The sequence below is a fragment of the Parafrankia elaeagni genome, from assembly GCF_000374165.1.
Taxonomy (GTDB): Bacteria; Actinomycetota; Actinomycetes; order Frankiales; family Frankiaceae; genus Parafrankia; species Parafrankia elaeagni.
Genome location: NZ_KB893694.1, coordinates 111,845 through 128,958 on the forward strand (window position 1 = coordinate 111,845; position 17,114 = coordinate 128,958).

At 72.9% G+C, this 17,114-nt stretch carries 16 protein-coding genes; 14 read left to right on the plus strand and 2 right to left on the minus strand.

Annotated features, from left to right (window positions below; genetic code table 11):
• Positions 1-19: 19 nt before the first annotated feature.
• From alaS to aroB, 8 genes are all read left to right on the plus strand, one after another.
• Positions 20-2,662 carry an alanine--tRNA ligase gene (gene alaS / locus B207_RS0105760; protein ID WP_018635576.1) on the plus strand — a complete coding sequence of 881 codons (2,643 nt, stop codon included), beginning with the start codon at positions 20-22 and terminating at the stop codon, positions 2,660-2,662.
• A complete protein-coding gene (ruvX, locus tag B207_RS0105765; protein WP_018635577.1) occupies positions 2,659-3,222 on the plus strand; it encodes a Holliday junction resolvase RuvX in 564 nt (187 codons plus the stop codon). Before alaS ends, ruvX begins: the two co-directional genes overlap by 4 nt.
• Positions 3,219-4,700: an endolytic transglycosylase MltG gene (gene mltG, locus B207_RS0105770; protein ID WP_018635578.1), complete on the plus strand. Its 1,482-nt coding sequence runs from the start codon at positions 3,219-3,221 to the stop codon at positions 4,698-4,700. The genes ruvX and mltG overlap by 4 nt, the downstream gene beginning before the upstream one ends.
• Positions 4,701-4,703: 3 nt before the next feature.
• Positions 4,704-5,675, plus strand: a complete 972-nt coding sequence (locus B207_RS0105775) for a shikimate dehydrogenase (protein WP_018635579.1) — start codon at positions 4,704-4,706, stop codon at positions 5,673-5,675.
• 10 nt (positions 5,676-5,685) lie between these two features.
• Positions 5,686-6,342 (plus strand): prepilin peptidase, encoded by a 657-nt coding sequence (locus tag B207_RS0105780; protein WP_018635580.1) that lies wholly within the window; start codon positions 5,686-5,688, stop codon positions 6,340-6,342.
• A 166-nt stretch (positions 6,343-6,508) separates the two neighbouring features.
• Positions 6,509-7,693, plus strand: a complete 1,185-nt coding sequence (gene aroC, locus B207_RS0105785; RefSeq protein ID WP_018635581.1) for a chorismate synthase — start codon at positions 6,509-6,511, stop codon at positions 7,691-7,693.
• A gap of 110 nt (positions 7,694-7,803) precedes the next feature.
• A complete protein-coding gene (locus tag B207_RS0105790) occupies positions 7,804-8,340 on the plus strand; it encodes a shikimate kinase (protein WP_035740075.1) in 537 nt (178 codons plus the stop codon).
• Positions 8,340-9,455: a 3-dehydroquinate synthase gene (gene aroB, locus B207_RS0105795; RefSeq protein WP_018635583.1), complete on the plus strand. Its 1,116-nt coding sequence runs from the start codon at positions 8,340-8,342 to the stop codon at positions 9,453-9,455. Before B207_RS0105790 ends, aroB begins: the two co-directional genes overlap by 1 nt.
• Before the next feature lie 61 nt (positions 9,456-9,516).
• Here aroB and B207_RS0105800 read toward each other — a convergent pair whose 3' ends face one another.
• Positions 9,517-9,804 carry a putative quinol monooxygenase gene (locus B207_RS0105800; protein WP_026310725.1) on the minus strand — a complete coding sequence of 96 codons (288 nt, stop codon included), beginning with the start codon at positions 9,802-9,804 and terminating at the stop codon, positions 9,517-9,519.
• 236 nt (positions 9,805-10,040) lie between these two features.
• Here B207_RS0105800 and efp point away from each other — a divergent pair, with 236 nt between their 5' ends.
• Together efp and nusB are read left to right on the plus strand one after the other, a co-directional pair.
• Complete coding sequence (gene efp / locus B207_RS0105805; RefSeq protein ID WP_018635585.1) at positions 10,041-10,604, plus strand: elongation factor P; 564 nt, start codon at positions 10,041-10,043, stop codon at positions 10,602-10,604.
• Positions 10,601-11,140: a transcription antitermination factor NusB gene (gene nusB / locus B207_RS32705; protein ID WP_084692009.1), complete on the plus strand. Its 540-nt coding sequence runs from the start codon at positions 10,601-10,603 to the stop codon at positions 11,138-11,140. Before efp ends, nusB begins: the two co-directional genes overlap by 4 nt.
• A 242-nt stretch (positions 11,141-11,382) precedes the next feature.
• Here nusB and bldD read toward each other — a convergent pair whose 3' ends face one another.
• Positions 11,383-11,880, minus strand: a complete 498-nt coding sequence (gene bldD, locus B207_RS0105815) for a transcriptional regulator BldD (protein WP_006540108.1) — start codon at positions 11,878-11,880, stop codon at positions 11,383-11,385.
• 462 nt (positions 11,881-12,342) lie between these two features.
• Between bldD and pyrR the strand changes: the two genes are divergently transcribed.
• From pyrR to B207_RS0105835, 4 genes are read left to right on the plus strand one after another with little or no spacing between them, the layout of a single operon-like run.
• Positions 12,343-13,047 carry a bifunctional pyr operon transcriptional regulator/uracil phosphoribosyltransferase PyrR gene (gene pyrR / locus B207_RS0105820; protein WP_018635587.1) on the plus strand — a complete coding sequence of 235 codons (705 nt, stop codon included), beginning with the start codon at positions 12,343-12,345 and terminating at the stop codon, positions 13,045-13,047.
• A gap of 40 nt (positions 13,048-13,087) precedes the next feature.
• Positions 13,088-14,020, plus strand: a complete 933-nt coding sequence (locus B207_RS0105825; RefSeq protein WP_018635588.1) for an aspartate carbamoyltransferase catalytic subunit — start codon at positions 13,088-13,090, stop codon at positions 14,018-14,020.
• Complete coding sequence (locus B207_RS0105830) at positions 14,017-15,372, plus strand: dihydroorotase (RefSeq protein ID WP_018635589.1); 1,356 nt, start codon at positions 14,017-14,019, stop codon at positions 15,370-15,372. Before B207_RS0105825 ends, B207_RS0105830 begins: the two co-directional genes overlap by 4 nt.
• Positions 15,369-17,006 (plus strand): PH-like domain-containing protein, encoded by a 1,638-nt coding sequence (locus B207_RS0105835; RefSeq protein ID WP_018635590.1) that lies wholly within the window; start codon positions 15,369-15,371, stop codon positions 17,004-17,006. The genes B207_RS0105830 and B207_RS0105835 overlap by 4 nt, the downstream gene beginning before the upstream one ends.
• Positions 17,007-17,114 lie beyond the last annotated feature (108 nt).

A 17,114-nucleotide genomic window follows, 5' to 3' on the forward strand; every position in this document is an offset into this window, starting at 1 on the left:
CCCTGGACGACGTGAACCGATGGACACGGCCGAGATCCGCCGCCGCTTTCTGAACCACTTCTCCGAGCGGGGTCACACCGTGGTCCCCAGTGCGTCCCTGGTGGCGCAGGACCCGACCCTGCTGCTGGTGAACGCCGGCATGGTGCCGTTCAAGCCCTACTTCGTCGGTGACCTCACACCGCCGTGGAGCCGGGCGACCAGCGTGCAGAAATGCGTGCGGACCGTGGACATCGACAACGTCGGCCGCACCGCCCGGCACGCCTCCTTCTTCCAGATGTGCGGGAACTTCTCCTTCGGCGACTACTTCAAGGCCGAGGCGATCCCGTTCGCCTTCGAGCTGATCACCGAGGGCTACGGCTTCCGGCCGGACGACCTGTGGGCCACCGTCTACCTCGACGACGACGAGGCCGAGGAGATCTGGCGCACCCTGCTGCCCGCGGAGCGCATCCAGCGGCGCGGCAAGAAGGACAACTTCTGGTCGATGGGCGTGCCGGGCCCGTGCGGGCCGTGCAGCGAGATCTACTTCGACCGCGGGCCCGAGTACGGGCGTGACGGCGGCCCGGAGGCGGACGAGGACCGCTACCTGGAGATCTGGAACCTCGTCTTCATGCAGTACGCGCGGGGCGAGGGCAGCGAGTACGGGTACGAGATCGTCGGGGACCTGCCCAGCCGCAGCATCGACACCGGCATGGGCCTCGAACGCATGGCCACCCTCCTGCAGGGGGTCGAGAACCTCTACGAGATCGACATCTCCCGGCCGGTGCTGGACGCCGCCGGCCGGCTCACCGGCGCCCGCTACGGCGCGGACCCGGCGGCCGACGTCCGGCTGCGCGTCGTCGCGGACCACACCCGGACCGCCGCGATGCTGATCTCGGACGGGGTCTCCCCGTCCAACGAGGGGCGTGGCTACGTCCTGCGGCGGATGCTGCGGCGCGCGGTCCGTGACGCCCGGCTGCTCGGCGCCCGCGAGCCGGTGATGGCGGAGCTGTTCGCCGAGGTCCGCCAGGCGATGGGCCCGATCTACCCGGAGTTGATCGACCAGGCGGAGGCGATCACCGCGGTCGCGGTCGCGGAGGAGGCCGCGTTCCTGGAGACGCTGCGGACGGGCACCACGCTGTTCGACACCGCGGCCACCCAGGCGCGTTCCACCGGGTCCACGCAGCTCAGCGGCGAGTCCGCGTTCCGGCTGCACGACACCTACGGGTTCCCCATCGACCTGACAATCGACATGGCCGCCGACGCGGGCCTGACGGTGGACGAGGCCGGTTTCCGCCGCCTGATGGAACGCCAGCGCCAGGCGGCGAAGGCGGACCGGGCGTCGCGGCGGATCGGCAACCTCGACCTGTCGGCCTTCCGGCCGATCCTCGCCACCGCCGGTCCCACCGCCTTCACCGGCTACTCCGAGCTGGCCCGCGAGTCCGGCGTGGTCGGCATCGTCGGCATCGGTGACGGCAGCAGCCTGACCACGGTCGGCGAGGGCGACGAGGCCGGCATCATCCTGGACACGACGCCCTTCTACGCCGAGGGCGGTGGCCAGGAGGCGGACCTCGGCCGGATCCTTTTCGACGGCGGCGAGTGCGAGGTCCTCGACGTCCAGCGCCCCGTGCCCGAGCTGGTCATGCACCGGGTGAAGGTACTGCGCGGCGAGCTGCGGGTCGGCGCGGACGTCGCCGCCGAGGTCGACGCCCAGCGTCGGCGGGCGGTGTCCCGCTCGCACACGGCCACCCATCTCGTGCACACCGCGTTCCGCCGGGCGCTGGGCGAGTCGGCCACGCAGGCCGGGTCGCTGAACTCGCCGGGGCGGCTGCGCTTCGACTTCCACGCGGTCGGAGCGATCCCCGACTCGGTTCTCGCCGACGTGGAGGACGAGGTCAACGAGGTCGCGCTGCGCGATCTCGAGGTCCGCTGGTACGTCACCTCGCAGGCGGAGGCGCGCCGCCTCGGCGCGATGGCGCTGTTCGGCGAGAAGTACGGAGACGAGGTCCGGGTCGTGGACGTCGGGGACTACGCCCGCGAGCTCTGCGGTGGCACGCATGTGTCCAGTTCGGCCCAGCTCGGCGCGATCAAGCTGCTGTCCGAGTCGTCCATCTCGGCCGGAACGCGTCGGGTCGAGGCGCTGGTCGGGATGGATGCCTTCCGCTTCCTGGCCCGCGAGCACCTGCTCGTCTCCCAGCTGTCCGGTGCGCTGAAGGCCCGTCCCGACGAGCTCGTGGACCGGGTCGCGGACATCGTCACCCGGCTTCGCGACGCGGAGCGGGAGCTGGAGCGGGTGCGGGCGCAGGCGGTACTGGCCGGTGCGGCCGCCCTCGCGGTCGGCGCCGAGGAGGTCGGCGGGGTCGCCCTCGTCGCCGCCCAGGTGCCGGCGGGAACCCCCGCGGACGACGTGCGGCTGCTGGCTCTGGACGTGCGCGGCCGGCTCGCCGGCCGCCCCGCGGTCGTGGCCGTCGTCGAGGCGGCGGGGGCGTCGATCGTCATCGCGACCGACGACGCCGCCCGCGGCCGGGGGCTGCGGGCCGGCGACCTGGTCCGCCAGTCCTGGGCCGCGCTTGGCGGCAAGGGCGGGGGGAAGCCGGACGTCGCGCAGGGCGGCCGGGGTGATGCCTCGATGATCCCGAAGGTGTTCGCCCGGATCCGCGAGCTGGTCGCCGACCAGAGCGCGTGAGCGACACCGGAGCGCCCAGCCCTGACAGCGGCCGCGCCGCCGGCGGTGACGCGGCCGGCGGTGACGCCGGCCGCGGGGTCCGGATCGGGGTGGATGTCGGCTCGGTGCGGGTCGGGGTCGCGGCCAGCGATCCGGACGGGCTGCTGGCCGTTCCGGTCACCACGCTGCGCCGGTCCGGTTCAGGTCGTCGTCACACGGACGTCGACGAGCTTGCCGACATCGTCCGGGAGAGGCACGCTGTCGAGGTTGTCGTCGGTCTGCCGCGCCACCTTTCCGGCAGGGAGGGTGATGCGGTCCGTCACGCGCGGGAGTACGCCGAGCTCCTTTCCGCGCGTGTCGCGCCCGTACCGGTCCGTCTCGTCGACGAGCGGCTCACCACGGTCGTCGCTCATCGCAGAATGGCTGAGCGCGGACTGCGGTCGCGGGCCCGCCGTGATCTTGTGGATCAGGAGGCAGCAGTGCAGATCCTCCAGCACCACCTGGACATCCGTCGGGCACGAGGGGGAACCGGCGGCGCCGCCGCCCGGGGCGGTACTCCGCGGCCTCTGGATCCGGCGTGAGCCGGAACGGGGGCGGATTCGACGACCTTTTCGGCGATGCCGGCTACGACGATCGCGACGACCGCCGGGTGGGCGGGCGCGCCGAGCGCCACCGGGCCGCGGCGGCATCCGGCCCCGGCCGGCGCAGCCAGGACCGCGCCGGCTATGACGATCCCGGCTACGACGATGCCGGCTACGACGATGCCGCCGCCTACGGCGAGGCCGGGTATGGCGCGAGCAGTCACGCCTCCGACGATCCCGACCCGGCCGGCTATGACCCGGCTCCGGCCGGATACGACCCGGCCTACGCCGACGACGCCGGCTACGACGGGGATTCCGCCTATGCCGACGACGGCGGGTACGGCGGCGGGTACGGGGACGACGACGGCGCGGGCCGCCGGGGAGGCCGCGGGCATCCGGAGGCGTCCGGTGGGCACCGGCCGGCGCGGGCGCTGCCGAAGCTGATCGGTGTCCTCGTGGTGGTCGCCGCGCTGCTCGGCGCGGGCATCTTCGGCATCGGCAAGGTCATCGGCCGCGTCGGCGGGGAGCCCGCCGCCGACTACTCGGGCATCGGTGAGGGCATCGTCGTCGTCCAGATCCCCGCCGGCGCCACGTCCTCCGACATCGGCACCGCACTGGCGAAGGCGGACGTCGTCGCCAGCGGCCGGGCGTTCGTGAACGTCGCGACCCGGGACAGCCGGGCGCTGTCCATCCAGCCCGGGACCTACCGGCTGCGCTCGAAGATGAGCGCGGCGTCGGCGCTGGACGCCCTGCTCGACGACGCGTCCTCCGCGCTGTTCCGGTACACCATCAGCCCCGGGGACACGGTCCGCACGGTGCTGCTGGCGCTGTCCGAGCGGACCGGCACTCCGTTGGCCGAGCTCGAGGAGCTGGCCCGGGACCCGAGCTCGCTGGGTCTGCCCGACTACGCCGGCGACAACCTCGAGGGCTACCTGTTTCCGTCGACGTACGACGTGGCGCCGGACACCGACCCGGTCGACATCCTGAAGGAGGCCGTGGCCCGCTTCGGCGCCTACGCCGACGAGCACGACCTCGAGGGCCGCGCCCGTGCGATGGGCCGGGAGCCGGGCGCCATCGTGATCGTGGCCTCCATCATCGAGAAGGAGGTGGCGAACGAGAGCGAGGGGCCCAAGGTGGCCCGGGTCATCTACAACCGGCTGGCGGACGACAGCGGCCGGTTCCGCCGCCTCGACATGGACTCGACCACCCGCTACGCCACGAACGAGTACGAGGGGCCACTCACCCGGGAGCAGCTGGACGACGAGAATCCGTACAACACCCGCGCCGTCCCGGGCCTGCCGCCCGGGGCGATCGCGAGCCCGAGCCCGTGGGCGCTGGAATCGGCGTTGAACCCGGCGGACGGGCCCTGGTTCTACTTCGTCTCCATGCCGCAGACCAGGGAGACCGTCTTCGCCGCCAACCAGGCGGAGTTCGACGAGGCGATGGCGGAGTACTACCGCCAGGGAGGATCGGAGTAGGCCGTGGCGATCAGCTCAGGCGACCACACGGAGCCGGTCGGGCCGGGTCCGGCCGTCCGGCGTGCGGCGGTGCTGGGCGCACCGGTGGGGCACTCCCTCTCACCGGTGCTGCACATGTCCGCCTACGCGCGCCTGGGGTTGGCCGACTGGAGCTACACCGCGATCGAGTGCGACGAGGCCGGGCTGCCGGCGATGCTGGACCGGCTGCGGACCGAGCCCGGCTGGGCCGGCGTCTCGCTGACCATGCCGCTCAAGACGGCCGTCGTCGACCTGCTCGACGAGACCGACCCGACGGCGGCGCTGCTCGGCGCCGCGAACACGGTGGTGGTCCGGCCGGGCGGCCGGCTGGCCGGCTTCAACACCGACGTCGACGGCGTCGGCTACGCGCTGCGCCGGCTGCTGGGCCGCGCCGTGCCCGTCCAGCCACTGGTGCTCGGGGCGGGCGGGACGGCGCGGGCGGCGGTCGCGGCCCTCGCCCGGGCGGGTGCCGGCCGGGTCGCGATCGTCGCCCGCCGCCCGGGCTCGGTCTCCGAGCTGGTGGGGATCGGCGCCCGGCTCGGGGTCTCGGTCACCGCCCTGCCGTGGGGGATCCTCGCCGGTGGGATGCCCGCCGGTCCCGACCTGGTGATCTCCACCACGCCGGCCGGGGCGACGGACATCCTGGCCCGGCATCCGTGGCCGGTCACCTGCCCGCTGCTGGAACTGCTCTACCACCCCTGGCCGACGGCCCTGGCCGCCGGCGCCTACCGGTCCGGCGCCCGGGTGGTCGGTGGCCTGGAGGTCCTGGTGGGGCAGGCGGTCGGGCAGGTCCGCCACTTCACCGGGCGCGCGGTGGACGAGGGCGCGCTGCTCGCCGCCGGACTGGCGGCACTGTCGTCGCGCCGCACCGGCCGCGTGGAGCTCGTGAGCGGCCCGGCCGCGGCGGGGGCGACGGGGTCGGCGGTGGATCCCGTGGTGACGGGACCCGGCGGATGAGCGCCGGCGGATGAGCCTGGTGACGGCCGCGGTGACTGCCTTGGCCGTCGGCTGTGCGGCGCTGCCGGTCGCGGCGCTGCCCGGGGTCGTCGGTTCCTTCGAACCGGCGGACGGCCGGCCGCCCCGGCGGGCGGTGCCCTCAGGTCCCGCGCTGGCCGCGATCACCCTGGGCCTGCTCGCGGCCGTGGCCGCGGTGATCTACCCGCATACCGGCCGGCTGCCCGCCTACCTGTACCTGACCGTCGTCGGCGTGCTGCTCGCCGCCGTCGACCTGCGGGTGCACCGGCTGCCCGACCGGATCGTGCTGCCCTCCTACGCCGTGCTGGCCGTCCTGCTCGCGCTGCCCACGCTGGGCGAGGACGCACCGGGGCGCTGGTCGCGGGCGGTGGTCGCCGGAGCGGTGGCCTGGCTGTTGTACGGGGGGCTGCGGCTCCTCCCGGGCGCCGGGCTCGGGCGCGGGGACGTGAAGCTCGCCGGGTTGCTCGGCATGGCGGTGGGCTGGCTGGGCTGGCCGGCCGTCGCGGTCTGGTTCGTCGCGACGACCCTGCTCTCCGGGCTGGTGGCGATGGCGCTGCTGCTCCTGCGCCGGGTGTCCCGGCGTGATCCGATCGCCTACGGCCCGTTTCTGCTCACCGGTGCTCTGGTCGCGGTGCTGTGCACGGGATGAGTGAGGGATGAGCGAGGAATCACCGGGATGACCGGGATGGCCACGACCGCCGCTGGCCCGCTGTGGGTGGGCCTGGGTCGGTTTGGGCTGGCCTGGCCGGTCGATCCGCTTCGGTGCGAGGTCCGGCGGTCGTGCGGGGGCTGCCCGCCGTGAAAGACTGGGTGACATGGTGCGCTGGTTGACGGCGGGGGAGTCGCATGGTCCCGCTCTGGTCGCGACGGTCGAGGGGCTGCCCGCGGGCATCGCGGTGACCCGGGCGGAGATCGGTGCCGAGCTGGCCCGTCGCCGTCTCGGCCATGGCCGCGGCGCGCGGATGAAGTTCGAGCGCGACGAGATCGAGCTGCTCGGTGGAATGCGCCACGGCGTGACCATCGGCGGCCCGGTCAGCATCGTCGTCCGCAACACCGAGTGGCCCAAGTGGGATCGGGTCATGTCGCCCGATCCGGTCGACGCCGAGGAGCTGGCGGGGCTCGGCCGCAACGCGCCGCTGACCCGCCCGCGGCCCGGCCACGCCGACCTGGCCGGCATGCAGAAGTACGGCTTCGACGACGCGCGGCCGGTCCTGGAGCGCGCGAGCGCACGGGAGACCGCCGCCCGGGTGGCGCTCGGCACGGTCGCCAAGGCGTTCCTGCAGCAGGCGTACGGCATCGAGATCGTCTCGCACGTCGTCGCGATCGGCGCGGCCGAGGTGCCCCCGGGCACGCCTGCGCCGGTGTCGCTGGCCGCGGTCGACGCCGATCCGGTGCGCTGTGCCGACCCGGCCGCGAGCGCACGCATGATCGCCGAGATCGACGCTGCCCACCGCGACGCGGACACGCTCGGCGGCATCGTCGAGGTGCTCGCCTACGGCTGCCCGCCAGGGCTGGGGAGCTACGTCCACGGTGACCGCCGGCTCGACGCGCGGATCGCGGCCGAGCTCATGGGTATCCAGGCGATCAAGGGCGTCGAGTTCGGCGACGGCTTCCTCACCGCCCGGCGGCGCGGCTCGGTCGCGCACGACGAGATCGAGCCCCTCGACGGGCCGGGCATGCGGGTGCGGCGGTCCAGCGACCGCGCCGGCGGGGTCGAGGGCGGCATGACGACTGGTGAGCCGCTGCGCGTCCGTGCCGCGATGAAGCCGATCTCCACCCTGTCACGGCCGCTCGCGACGATCGACGTGGCCACCGGCGACCCGGCTGTGGCCATCGCCCAGCGGTCCGACGTCTGCGCCGTTCCCGCGGCCGGAGTCGTGGCCGAGGCCATGGTCGCCCTGGTGCTCGCCGGCTCGGCGCTGGAGAAGTTCGGCGGCGATTCGGTCGAGGAGTCCCGGCGCAACTGCGAGGCCTACCTCAAGTCGTTGGCGGTGCGCTGACCATGCGGACCGGAAACAACGCGCCGCACGCGCCGCACGCGCCGCACGCGCCGGGCGAGGCGCTGCACCCGGTGGCCGACTCGTCGCGTCCGGTCGACTCCGCGCCGCGGATGCCGCGGCCGGAGGCGGGAGTCGGCCCGGCCGCCGTGCTGGTCGGCGCGCCCGGGGCGGGCAAGAGCACGGTCGGCATGGCCCTCGCGCAGCGCCTCGGGGTGGCGTTCCGCGACACCGACGCGGACGTCGAGGCGACCCTCGGGATGAGCGTCTCCGACGTCTTCCTCGAACACGGCGAGGAGTACTTCCGCGCGGCTGAGCGCACCGCGGTGCTGGTCGCCCTCGACGAGCACGCGGGAGTGCTCGCTCTCGGCGGCGGCGCGGTGCTCGACGCCGAGGTACGCGCGGCCCTGGCCCGGCACTGGGTCGTCTATCTCGATGTCAGCGCGTCCGACGCCGCGCGGCGGGTCGGGCTGGCCCGTGACCGGCCGCTCCTGGTGGAGGGCCCACGCACGCGGCTGGCCGCCCTGCTGAAGGCCCGCCGCCCGCTCTACGAGGAGGTTGCCGCGATCACGGTCGACACCGGCGCCCTCGGCGTCGAGGAGGTCGTCGCCCAGATCCTGGTCGAACATGCGGGAAGGGCGAGCCGCTGATGTCGGCGACGAAGGTTTCCGACGTGGTCCGGATCCGGGTCGCCCCGGCCGGTGACCGACCGTACGAGGTTGCGCTGGGTGAAGGCGTGCTCGGCGAGCTGCGGCCCCTGGTGGCGGGGCGGACCCGTGTGGCGGTCATCCATCCGCGGGCGCTGCGCACCACCGCTGCCTCGGTCGTCGCCGAGCTGCGCGGCGACGCCGGCGTCGAGGCCCACGTGATCGAGGTCCCCGACGGTGAGGAGGCCAAGCAGCTGCGGATCGCGGGCACCTGCTGGGACACGCTCGGCCGGCTCGGTTTCACCCGGGACGACCTGGTCATCGGCCTGGGCGGCGGCACCACCACCGACCTCGCCGGCTATGTCGCCGCCAGCTGGCTGCGAGGCGTCGACGTCATCCAGGTGCCGACAACGCTGCTCGGGATGGTTGATGCCGCCGTCGGCGGCAAGACCGGGATCGACATCGACGCCGGCAAGAACCTGGTCGGTGCGTTCCACCAGCCGCTGGCCGTGCTCTGCGACCTGGCCGTTCTGGGCTCGTTGCCCGCGGTGGAGGTCCAGGCCGGTCTCGCCGAGGTCGTGAAGGCCGGGTTCATCGCCGATCCGCGCATCCTTGACCTGCTGGAGGCCGATCCCACCGGGGCGGCGCACCTGCCGGAACTGGTGGAGCGCTCGATCAGGGTCAAGGCGGAGGTCGTCTCCGGCGATCCGCGCGAGGCGGGCCGTCGCGAGATCCTCAACTACGGTCACACGCTGGCCCACGCGATCGAGAAGGTCGAGAAGTTCACCTGGCGGCACGGTGCCGCGGTGTCTGTCGGCCTGGTGTTCGCGGCCGAGCTCTCCCGCCGGGTCGCGGGCCTGGACAACGCCACCGCCGCCCGGCACCGCGACATTCTGCGGGCGATCGGCCTCCCCGTGGAATACCGCGAGGACCGCTGGCCACAGCTGCTCGACGCCATGCGGGTGGACAAGAAGACGCGCGGGCGGCGCCTGCGGTTCGTCGTCCTGGAGTCGCTGGGGCAGACCCGCGCCTTCGACGGCGCGGAGCCGGACCTGCTGCTCGCCGTGTACGCCGCCGCCGTGGCTCCCGGCGGCGGCGTACACGCGGCTGGCGCCTGACCTTCCTGCTCTCCTGCCTCCACCCGCCGGTGGATCCGGCGGGTGGAGGCAGGAGAGCGGCTCAGGTGAGCGAGCGGGCCAGCTCGGCGTCGTACTCGGCCACCGATGCGGAGATCATCACCGTGTTCTGTTCCTCGGTGGGCCCACTGCCGCGGAAGGCCTCGACCGCCTCCCGCGTCTCCCAGCGTTCGAAGACGTTGATGCGCCCCGGATCGGTGAGGTCGGGGGAGATGGCGAAGTCGAGGCACCCCGAGGCAGCGCGCGCCTGCCGCACGATCTCGGTACAGCCGGCGAGATAGCGCTCTCGCCGGGCGGGGTCGACGAGGAGCTGTCCGGCCACAATGATCATGGTTTCACCCTCCTGGTCGTGAAGGTCGACGACCTGTGAGTGCAGACTCTCCACCGTGCCGGAACTCATCCCTGGCGGGGACTGCAGTGGGCCCGGGACGCGACCGCCCGGGCTGTCGAGCGGTCGCGGACGGGATCTGTAGACTTTGCCGCGGCCTGAAACGGTGACGAGCGACGGCTGGCAGGCGAGTACGGATCGATCTGCCGGGCGGCGACCGGAACGGAGAGACACGCGCAGTGGCGACAACGAACGACCTGAAGAACGGCATGACGCTCGATATCGACGGGGTGTTGTGGAACGTCGTCGGATTCCAGCACGTCAAGCCGGGCAAGGGCGGGGCGTTCGTCCGGACGACGCTGAAGAACGTGCTGACCGGCAAAGTCGTCGACCGGACCTTCAACGCCGGGATCAAGGTGGACGTCGCGACCGTCGACCGCCGAGAGATGACCTATCTGTACCGGGACGGCGCCGACTTCGTGTTCATGGACAGCGAGTCCTACGACCAGATCCCGGTTCCGCCGGGCGTGGTGGGCGGCGTCGCCGACTACATGCTGGAGAACACGATCGCGACCGTGGCGCTGCACGACGACGCGCCGCTCTACGTGGAGCTCCCGGCCAGCGTCGAACTGACGATCTCCGAGACCGAGCCCGGCGTCCAGGGCGACCGGTCGACCGGCGGGACGAAGCCGGCGACCCTCGAGACGGGCGCCAGCATCCAGGTGCCGCTGTTCATCACGACCGGTGAGAAGGTCAAGGTGGACACCCGCGACGGTCGTTATCTCGGTCGGGTGACGAGCTGAGCGCCAGGTCCAAGGCGCGGAAACGCGCTCTTGACATTCTGTATGAGGCGGACCTGCGTTCGGTGCGGCCGATGGAGACCCTGGCCGCCCGGCGGGCACAGTCGGATCCTCCAGTCCCCGACTACGCATCCGACCTGGTCGAGGGTGTGGTCTCGCACCTGGCGGAGATCGACGGCCATATCGCCCGTTTCGCGCAGGGCTGGTCGCTGGACCGGATGCCTCCGGTCGATCGCAACATCCTGCGGATCGCAGTCCTGGAACTGTTCTGGCGTGGGGACGTACCGGACGGCGTCGTGATCGACGAAGCGGTGAGGCTGGCCAAGACCATCTCGACCGACCGCTCACCGGCGTTCGTGAACGGCCTGCTGGCCAGCCTGTTGCAGGAGAAGCCGGCGGCGGGCGGCCCGGCGACCGGGTACGGAAGTGCCCCCGGCCCCGCCGCTGCCGATCCGGCTGGCGACGGTGACGCCGCGGCCGGAGACGACCGGGATGCGGCCGGCGGCACGGTGCTGCGGGCGGAGACTGCCGAGGGCTGAGAGACTGCCGCGGGCTGATCGGCGGCGGGGCTCTGACAGGCGACGCGCTCTGTAGACGGGCCTGCCTGCCTGTCTCGCGGTGTCCCGGTACGTCACCGTGGTGACGTACCGGGTCCCCCCCAGAAAACCTGTGCTGTGCTGATACGGCGGTGCTGTGCTGGTCGGGCAGTGGTGCTGCTCAGCGGAGCTGTCCCGGTGGGCCGGCTGCTCCCGGTGCGTCGGGTGCGTCGGGTGCGGCTGGCCTAGGCGTCCGAGGCGGCGGGCTCGCTGCCCTGCTCGGGCGAAAGCACACCCCAGGACACGAGCTGCTCGGTGAGCTTGCTCGGGGACGTGTCGTAGATCACCGCGAGGGACCGAAGGTCCTCGTAGCGGATGGAGAGCACGCGCCCGTTGTAGTCGCCGCGCTGGCTCTGGATCGTGGCCGCGTACCGCGCAAGCGGGCCGCCCTGCTCCTTCGGGACCTGCGCGAGGCGCTCGAGGTCGAGCACGATGCGCGGCGACTGCTCGAGAGGAGCGACGGTCGAGCCTTCGGGAAGGAGCTCACCGACCGGTACGCCGTAGAACTCGGCCAGCTCGGAGAGCCGCTGGACGGTGACGGCACGGTCACCCCGCTCGTAGGAGCCCACCACGACGGCCTTCCACCGACCGTGCGACTTCTCCTCGACGCCATGGAGCGAGAGCCCCTGCTGGGTGCGTATCGCGCGCAGCCGAGCACCGAGCGCCTTCGCATAGTCGGACATCGAAGTGCCCACTCCTGTCGTGGTCGATCACTTGGAACCGGGGCTCGTGCCGCCGGCGGTTACCGATAGTAGTGCCCGCCAGGTTGCGACTCGACACCCGGGGGGTCGTGTCGCCTCTTTCTTTGTACCACTTTCTGTAGCCCTCTGGTCGCGGCTGGCATTAGCGCCGTCGGTACTTCCTGGCTGAAGAGTGAACGGGTGCGCGTCGTCTAACTGTGGTGACGTGTAGTGACGATTAGCGTCCTCGGTATGCGGAGCATCGTGATTCGAGTCACTCTCAGCGACGATCGGCCGTGGCCGACGGATGGCGAGGACGAACCCGTCCGTATTGGGACGACGTCCGTCGCAGTCGCGGCCCTCAGGCCTGCCTGACCCGCTTCGCGGCCCCTGACCTGGCTGGTACCGTCGCGTTGACCGCTCCTTTAAGGACCGTCCCGTGAGGCGGGGAAGGAGGGACACCTCGTGGCTGCGGCCGCGCAAGGCGACCCTGCCCGGAACACGTCCGGGCGACCGGCGGGGAAGGCAGCCCGCCCCCGGGACGGGGCCGGCGTCGATCCGGGTGTCGCACCTGTCGCAACCGGCGCACCCGTCGCAACCGGCCGGCCCGGTGACAGTGAGCAGCCGGGCGCCATCCGCACCGTGCTCTCCGCCGCCGACATGAACCGTGTGGTCAGCCGGATGGCCCATCAGGTGCTGGAGAAGACCTCCGGTGGTGACGGAGTGGTGCTGCTCGGCATCCCGACACGGGGGGTTCCCCTCGCCCACCGGCTTGCCCGCCGGGTCACCGACGTCGAGGGCGTGAGCCTCCCCGTCGGCTCGCTGGATCCGACGATGTACCGGGACGACCTCCGGCTGCGGGGCGTGCGCCCCCTGGAGGTGACCGAGATCCCCGACTGCGGTGTGGACGGGATGGTCGTCGTTCTTGTTGACGACGTCCTCTATTCCGGCCGCACCGTGCGGGCCGCGCTCGACGCACTCTCCGCCTACGGAAGGCCCCGCGCGGTACAGCTTGCCGTCCTCGTCGACCGGGGTCACCGCGAGCTGCCTATCCGCGCCGACTACGTGGGGAAGAACATGCCCACCTCGCGCCGTGAGTCGGTGGCTGTCCGCCTCCGTGAGGTCGACGACCTGGACGCCGTGTGCATCGTCTCTCCGGACGCACCGTGACGGCACGGGGCTGGGCTCACCCGGGTGCCGGGAGGTGGCTGTGAAACGCCATCTTCTCTCGACCGCCGACCTGGAGCTGGCCGACGCGGTGCTGGTGCTCGACACCGCGGACCGGATGGCGCGGATTGCCGATGCCCCGGTCCGCAAGCTGCCGACGCTGCGTGGCCGGACCGTCGTCAATCTGTTCTTCGAGGATTCCACCCGTACCCGCACGTCCTTCGAGGTAGCCGCCAAGAGGCTGTCGGCCGATGTGATCAATTTTTCGGCCCGGGGGTCAAGCGTGTCGAAGGGCGAGAGCCTGAAGGACACGGCGCAGACCCTCGAGGCGATGGGCGCCGACGCGGTGGTCTGCCGGCACCCGGCCAGCGGCGCGCCGCACCGCCTCGCCTCCTGGGTACAGGGCAGCGTCGTGAACGCCGGCGACGGCACGCACGAGCACCCCACCCAGGCCCTGCTGGACGCCTTCACGATCCGCCGCCGGCTCGGCCGTCTCGAAGGCCTCGCCGTCACGATCGTCGGGGACGTCCTGCACTCGCGGGTGGCGCGGTCCAACATCTGGCTGCTGACGACCCTGGGCGCGCACGTCACCGTGGTGGCCCCGCCGACCCTCATCCCGCTGGGTATCTCCGGCTGGCCGGTGGAGGTCTCCTACGACCTCGACGCCGTCCTGCCCAAGAGCGACGTCGTCATGATGCTGAGGGTGCAGCGGGAGCGGATGTCCGCGGCCTTCTTCCCCTCCGAGCGGGAGTACAGCCGCCGGTACGGCCTCGACGCCGACCGCGCGGCGCTGATGCCCGACCACGCCCTGGTCATGCACCCGGGCCCGATGGTCCGCGGAATGGAGATCGCGTCCTCCGTGGCCGACTCGCCGCGCTCGACGGTGGTCGAACAGGTGGCCAACGGGATCAGTGTGCGGATGGCGGTCCTCTACCTGCTGCTGGGCGGCAGCGGCACCGAACGGGAGTCCTCATGACATCGGTGATCGTGCTGCGCGACGTCCGCCCGCTCGGCGGCGACCCCCGCGACCTGGTCCTCGCGCAGGGCGTGGTCGCCGCGGTCACACCGCCCGGCGGTGGCGAGCTCACCGGCGTGGTGGCGGACGCCGCCGAGGGCGCGGCCGGCGGCACCCGCCGCGGCCCCCTCGTCGTCGACGGCAGGGACCTGATCGCGCTGCCGGGGCTGGTCGACCTGCACACCCATCTGCGGGAACCCGGCCGTGAGGACGCCGAGACCGTCGAGTCGGGCACCCGCGCCGCGGCCCTGGGCGGCTACACCACCGTGTTCGCGATGGCCAACACCGATCCGGTGGCGGACACCGCGGGCGTGGTGGAGCAGGTGTGGCGGCTCGGGCAGGACGCCGGCCACTGCGACGTCCGCCCGGTCGGCGCCGTGACCAGGGGGCTCGCCGGCACCCAGCTCGCCGAACTGGGCGCGATGGCCTCGTCCGCCGCGGCTGTGCGGGTCTTCTCCGACGACGGCCACTGCGTGTCGGACGCCCTGCTCATGCGCCGGGCACTGGAGTACGTCAAGGCCTTCGACGGGGTCGTCGCCCAGCACGCGGAGGAGCCGCGGCTCACCGTGGGTGCGCAGATGAACGAGGGGGCGACGGCCGCACGGCTCGGTCTGCCCGGCTGGCCCGCGGTCGCCGAGGAGGCGATCATCGCCCGGGACGCGCTGCTGGCCGGCCATGTCGGGTCGCGCCTGCACATCTGCCACGTGTCGACGGCCGGTTCGGTCGACATCATCCGCTGGGCCAAGGCGAAGGGGTGGCAGGTGACCGCCGAGGTGACCCCGCACCACCTCCTGCTCACCGAGGAACTGGTCGCGTCCTACGACCCCGTGTTCAAGGTCAATCCGCCGCTGCGGACGAAAGCCGACACAGAGGCACTGCGCGCCGGCCTGGCGGACGGCACGATCGACTGTGTGGCCACTGATCACGCTCCGCACGCCTCCGAGGACAAAGAAACCGAATGGGCCGCGGCCCGGCCGGGAATGCTCGGCCTGGAGACCGCCCTGTCCGTCGTGATCCAGACGATGGTCGCGACCGGGCACCTCGGCTGGGCCGATGTCGCCGAGCGGATGGCCTTCGCGCCGGCGCGGATCGGTGGTGTCACCGACACCGTTCCCGACCCCACGGGGTTCGCCCAGGTCGGAGCCCCCGCCACACTGACGCTGCTCGACCCGCAGGCGAGTCGCGTCATCGACCCACACGCCCTGGCCAGCCGGAGCGGCAACACGCCGTACCGGGGCCGCAACCTGCCCGGCCTGATCCGGGCGACGTTCCTGCGGGGCCGCCCCACCGTGCTCGACGGGAAGATCGTATGACCTCCTTGCCCCGATCCGTCCGTCTGTCTCCGGTCAGCTCAGGCGCCCCGGCCGCGCCGCTCGCCCTCGCCGGGCCGGTCGTCCTCGCCGCCGGCCGGCCGAGCGGGGCGGTGCTGAACCTGCTGCTCGCCGTCGGTCTGCTGCTGATGGCGGTTGCCGTCATCGGCGCGATGCGGCGCGCCTGGCGCGACCGTGACCAGCAGCAGGAGGACGACCTGCCCGACCTGCCCGAGCCGCCGGAGGAGACGGGGAACGTCCTGGCCGCGCCGCTGCGCGGCCGGTACCTCGGCACGGTGGACGCCGGCCACTGGCGTGAGTGGATCACCGCCCGTGGGCTTGCCGGCAAGGACGGCGACTACATCGCCGTCTACGAGATGGGTGTGCGGGTCGACCGGGACGGGCAGCCGTTCTGGATTCCACGGGAGGCCGTGCGGGGGGCCCGGCTGGAACGCGGCCACGCCGGCAAGGTCGCAGCACCCAGCCGGCTGATCGTGGTGGCCTGGTCCTTTGAGGGCAGAGAGCTGGAGGCAGGCTTCCGCGGCGAGGACCGCGCCCGCCAGCCGAAGGTGGTTCGCTCCGTCCACGACCTCATCGGTCCGATGCCGACCGCGCCGATGTCCGGTGACATCACCTCGCCGCATGCCGTCCCTCGTCCGCGAGCCCGCCTGCGACCCCGCGTCCCGGGCCCGCCGAGGCCGGCCGCCCCGGCAGGGCGACCGGCTGACGGCGGTGCCGTCCCCTCCGGGGGGCCCGCGACCATGCCGATCCCGGTGAACGGGCGGCAGCCCCGGTGGCGCCGTGGCGACCCGCGTCCGGCGGGCATCCCGGTCGGCGGTCCGCACGGCGGGGCGCCCGCCGGCCCCACGCCCGGTCTGGACGAGTCGGGCCTCCCGGTGCCGGCGGCTGCCTCCACCCACGAACTGGAGCAGACCACCGGCATTCGCCGGACGGGCTCGTTCGTGGTGAGCTCGCGCGGTGGGGAAGCCCGGAACACGGGGGCTCACGAGGTGGACCACCGTGGCACCGGAGCGCATGCCCCGGCGCCTTTCGTCACCGGCGCCTACCCGACCGGCGCCTACCCGACCGGCGGCCACTCGACCGGCGGCCACCCGACGGGTGGCTACTCCACGGGCAGCCATCCGACAGCGGGGCATCAGACCGGCGGCTACCGCACCGAAGCCCACAGCACCGGCGCCCACAGCACCGGGGGCTACAGCACCGGGGGCTATGAGGCCGGCGCCCTCGAGGCAGGCTCGTACGGCACCGGCTCGTACGGCACTGGTTCCTCCGGCAGCAACGGTCACGAGACCGGTGCACACCCCGCCGGCGGGTATCCCACCGGTGCCTACGGCACGGGTGCGTACAGCACGGGTGCCCACGACACGGTCGGGCGGGGCGCCACGGTCCATGGTGGCGGGTCGCCGGGCACGGGTGCCTACGATGTGGCCGCGTTTCCGGAGCGGGAGGCCTATCCCGGGACGGCGGAGGCCGGGTACCAGGGTGATCCGGCGGTGTCCGGCGCGCATCACCCGTGGCCGGTGGTTCCGGTCGCAGGCCGGTCCCGCGACGAGGATGTGCACACGTTCGCCCTGCCACCCGGCGAGCGCGGACCGGGCTGGGAGGGGCGCCGATGACGGCACGACCCGGCCCGGGAGATCAGCGACACCGTGAGGGCCGAGGGCGGCTCCGGGGCAGCGCGCTGCGCCCTGTCGGCGGCCACCGCCACGGCGGGCGAGACAACG

Bases quoted from the DNA above. Each gene is read 5' to 3' on its own strand.
- alaS (WP_018635576.1), top strand. From the start codon at position 20: ATGGACACGGCCGAGATCCGCCGCCGCTTTCTGAACCACTTCTCCGAG.
- B207_RS0105780 (WP_018635580.1), top strand. From the start codon at position 5,686: ATGAGCCTGGTGACGGCCGCGGTGACTGCCTTGGCCGTCGGCTGTGCG.
- aroC (WP_018635581.1), top strand. From the start codon at position 6,509: ATGGTGCGCTGGTTGACGGCGGGGGAGTCGCATGGTCCCGCTCTGGTC.
- B207_RS0105790 (WP_035740075.1), top strand. From the start codon at position 7,804: ATGCCGCGGCCGGAGGCGGGAGTCGGCCCGGCCGCCGTGCTGGTCGGC.
- aroB (WP_018635583.1), top strand. From the start codon at position 8,340: ATGTCGGCGACGAAGGTTTCCGACGTGGTCCGGATCCGGGTCGCCCCG.
- B207_RS0105800 (WP_026310725.1), bottom strand. From the start codon at position 9,804: ATGATCATTGTGGCCGGACAGCTCCTCGTCGACCCCGCCCGGCGAGAG.
- bldD (WP_006540108.1), bottom strand. From the start codon at position 11,880: ATGTCCGACTATGCGAAGGCGCTCGGTGCTCGGCTGCGCGCGATACGC.
- B207_RS0105830 (WP_018635589.1), top strand. From the start codon at position 14,017: ATGACATCGGTGATCGTGCTGCGCGACGTCCGCCCGCTCGGCGGCGAC.
- B207_RS0105835 (WP_018635590.1), top strand. From the start codon at position 15,369: ATGACCTCCTTGCCCCGATCCGTCCGTCTGTCTCCGGTCAGCTCAGGC.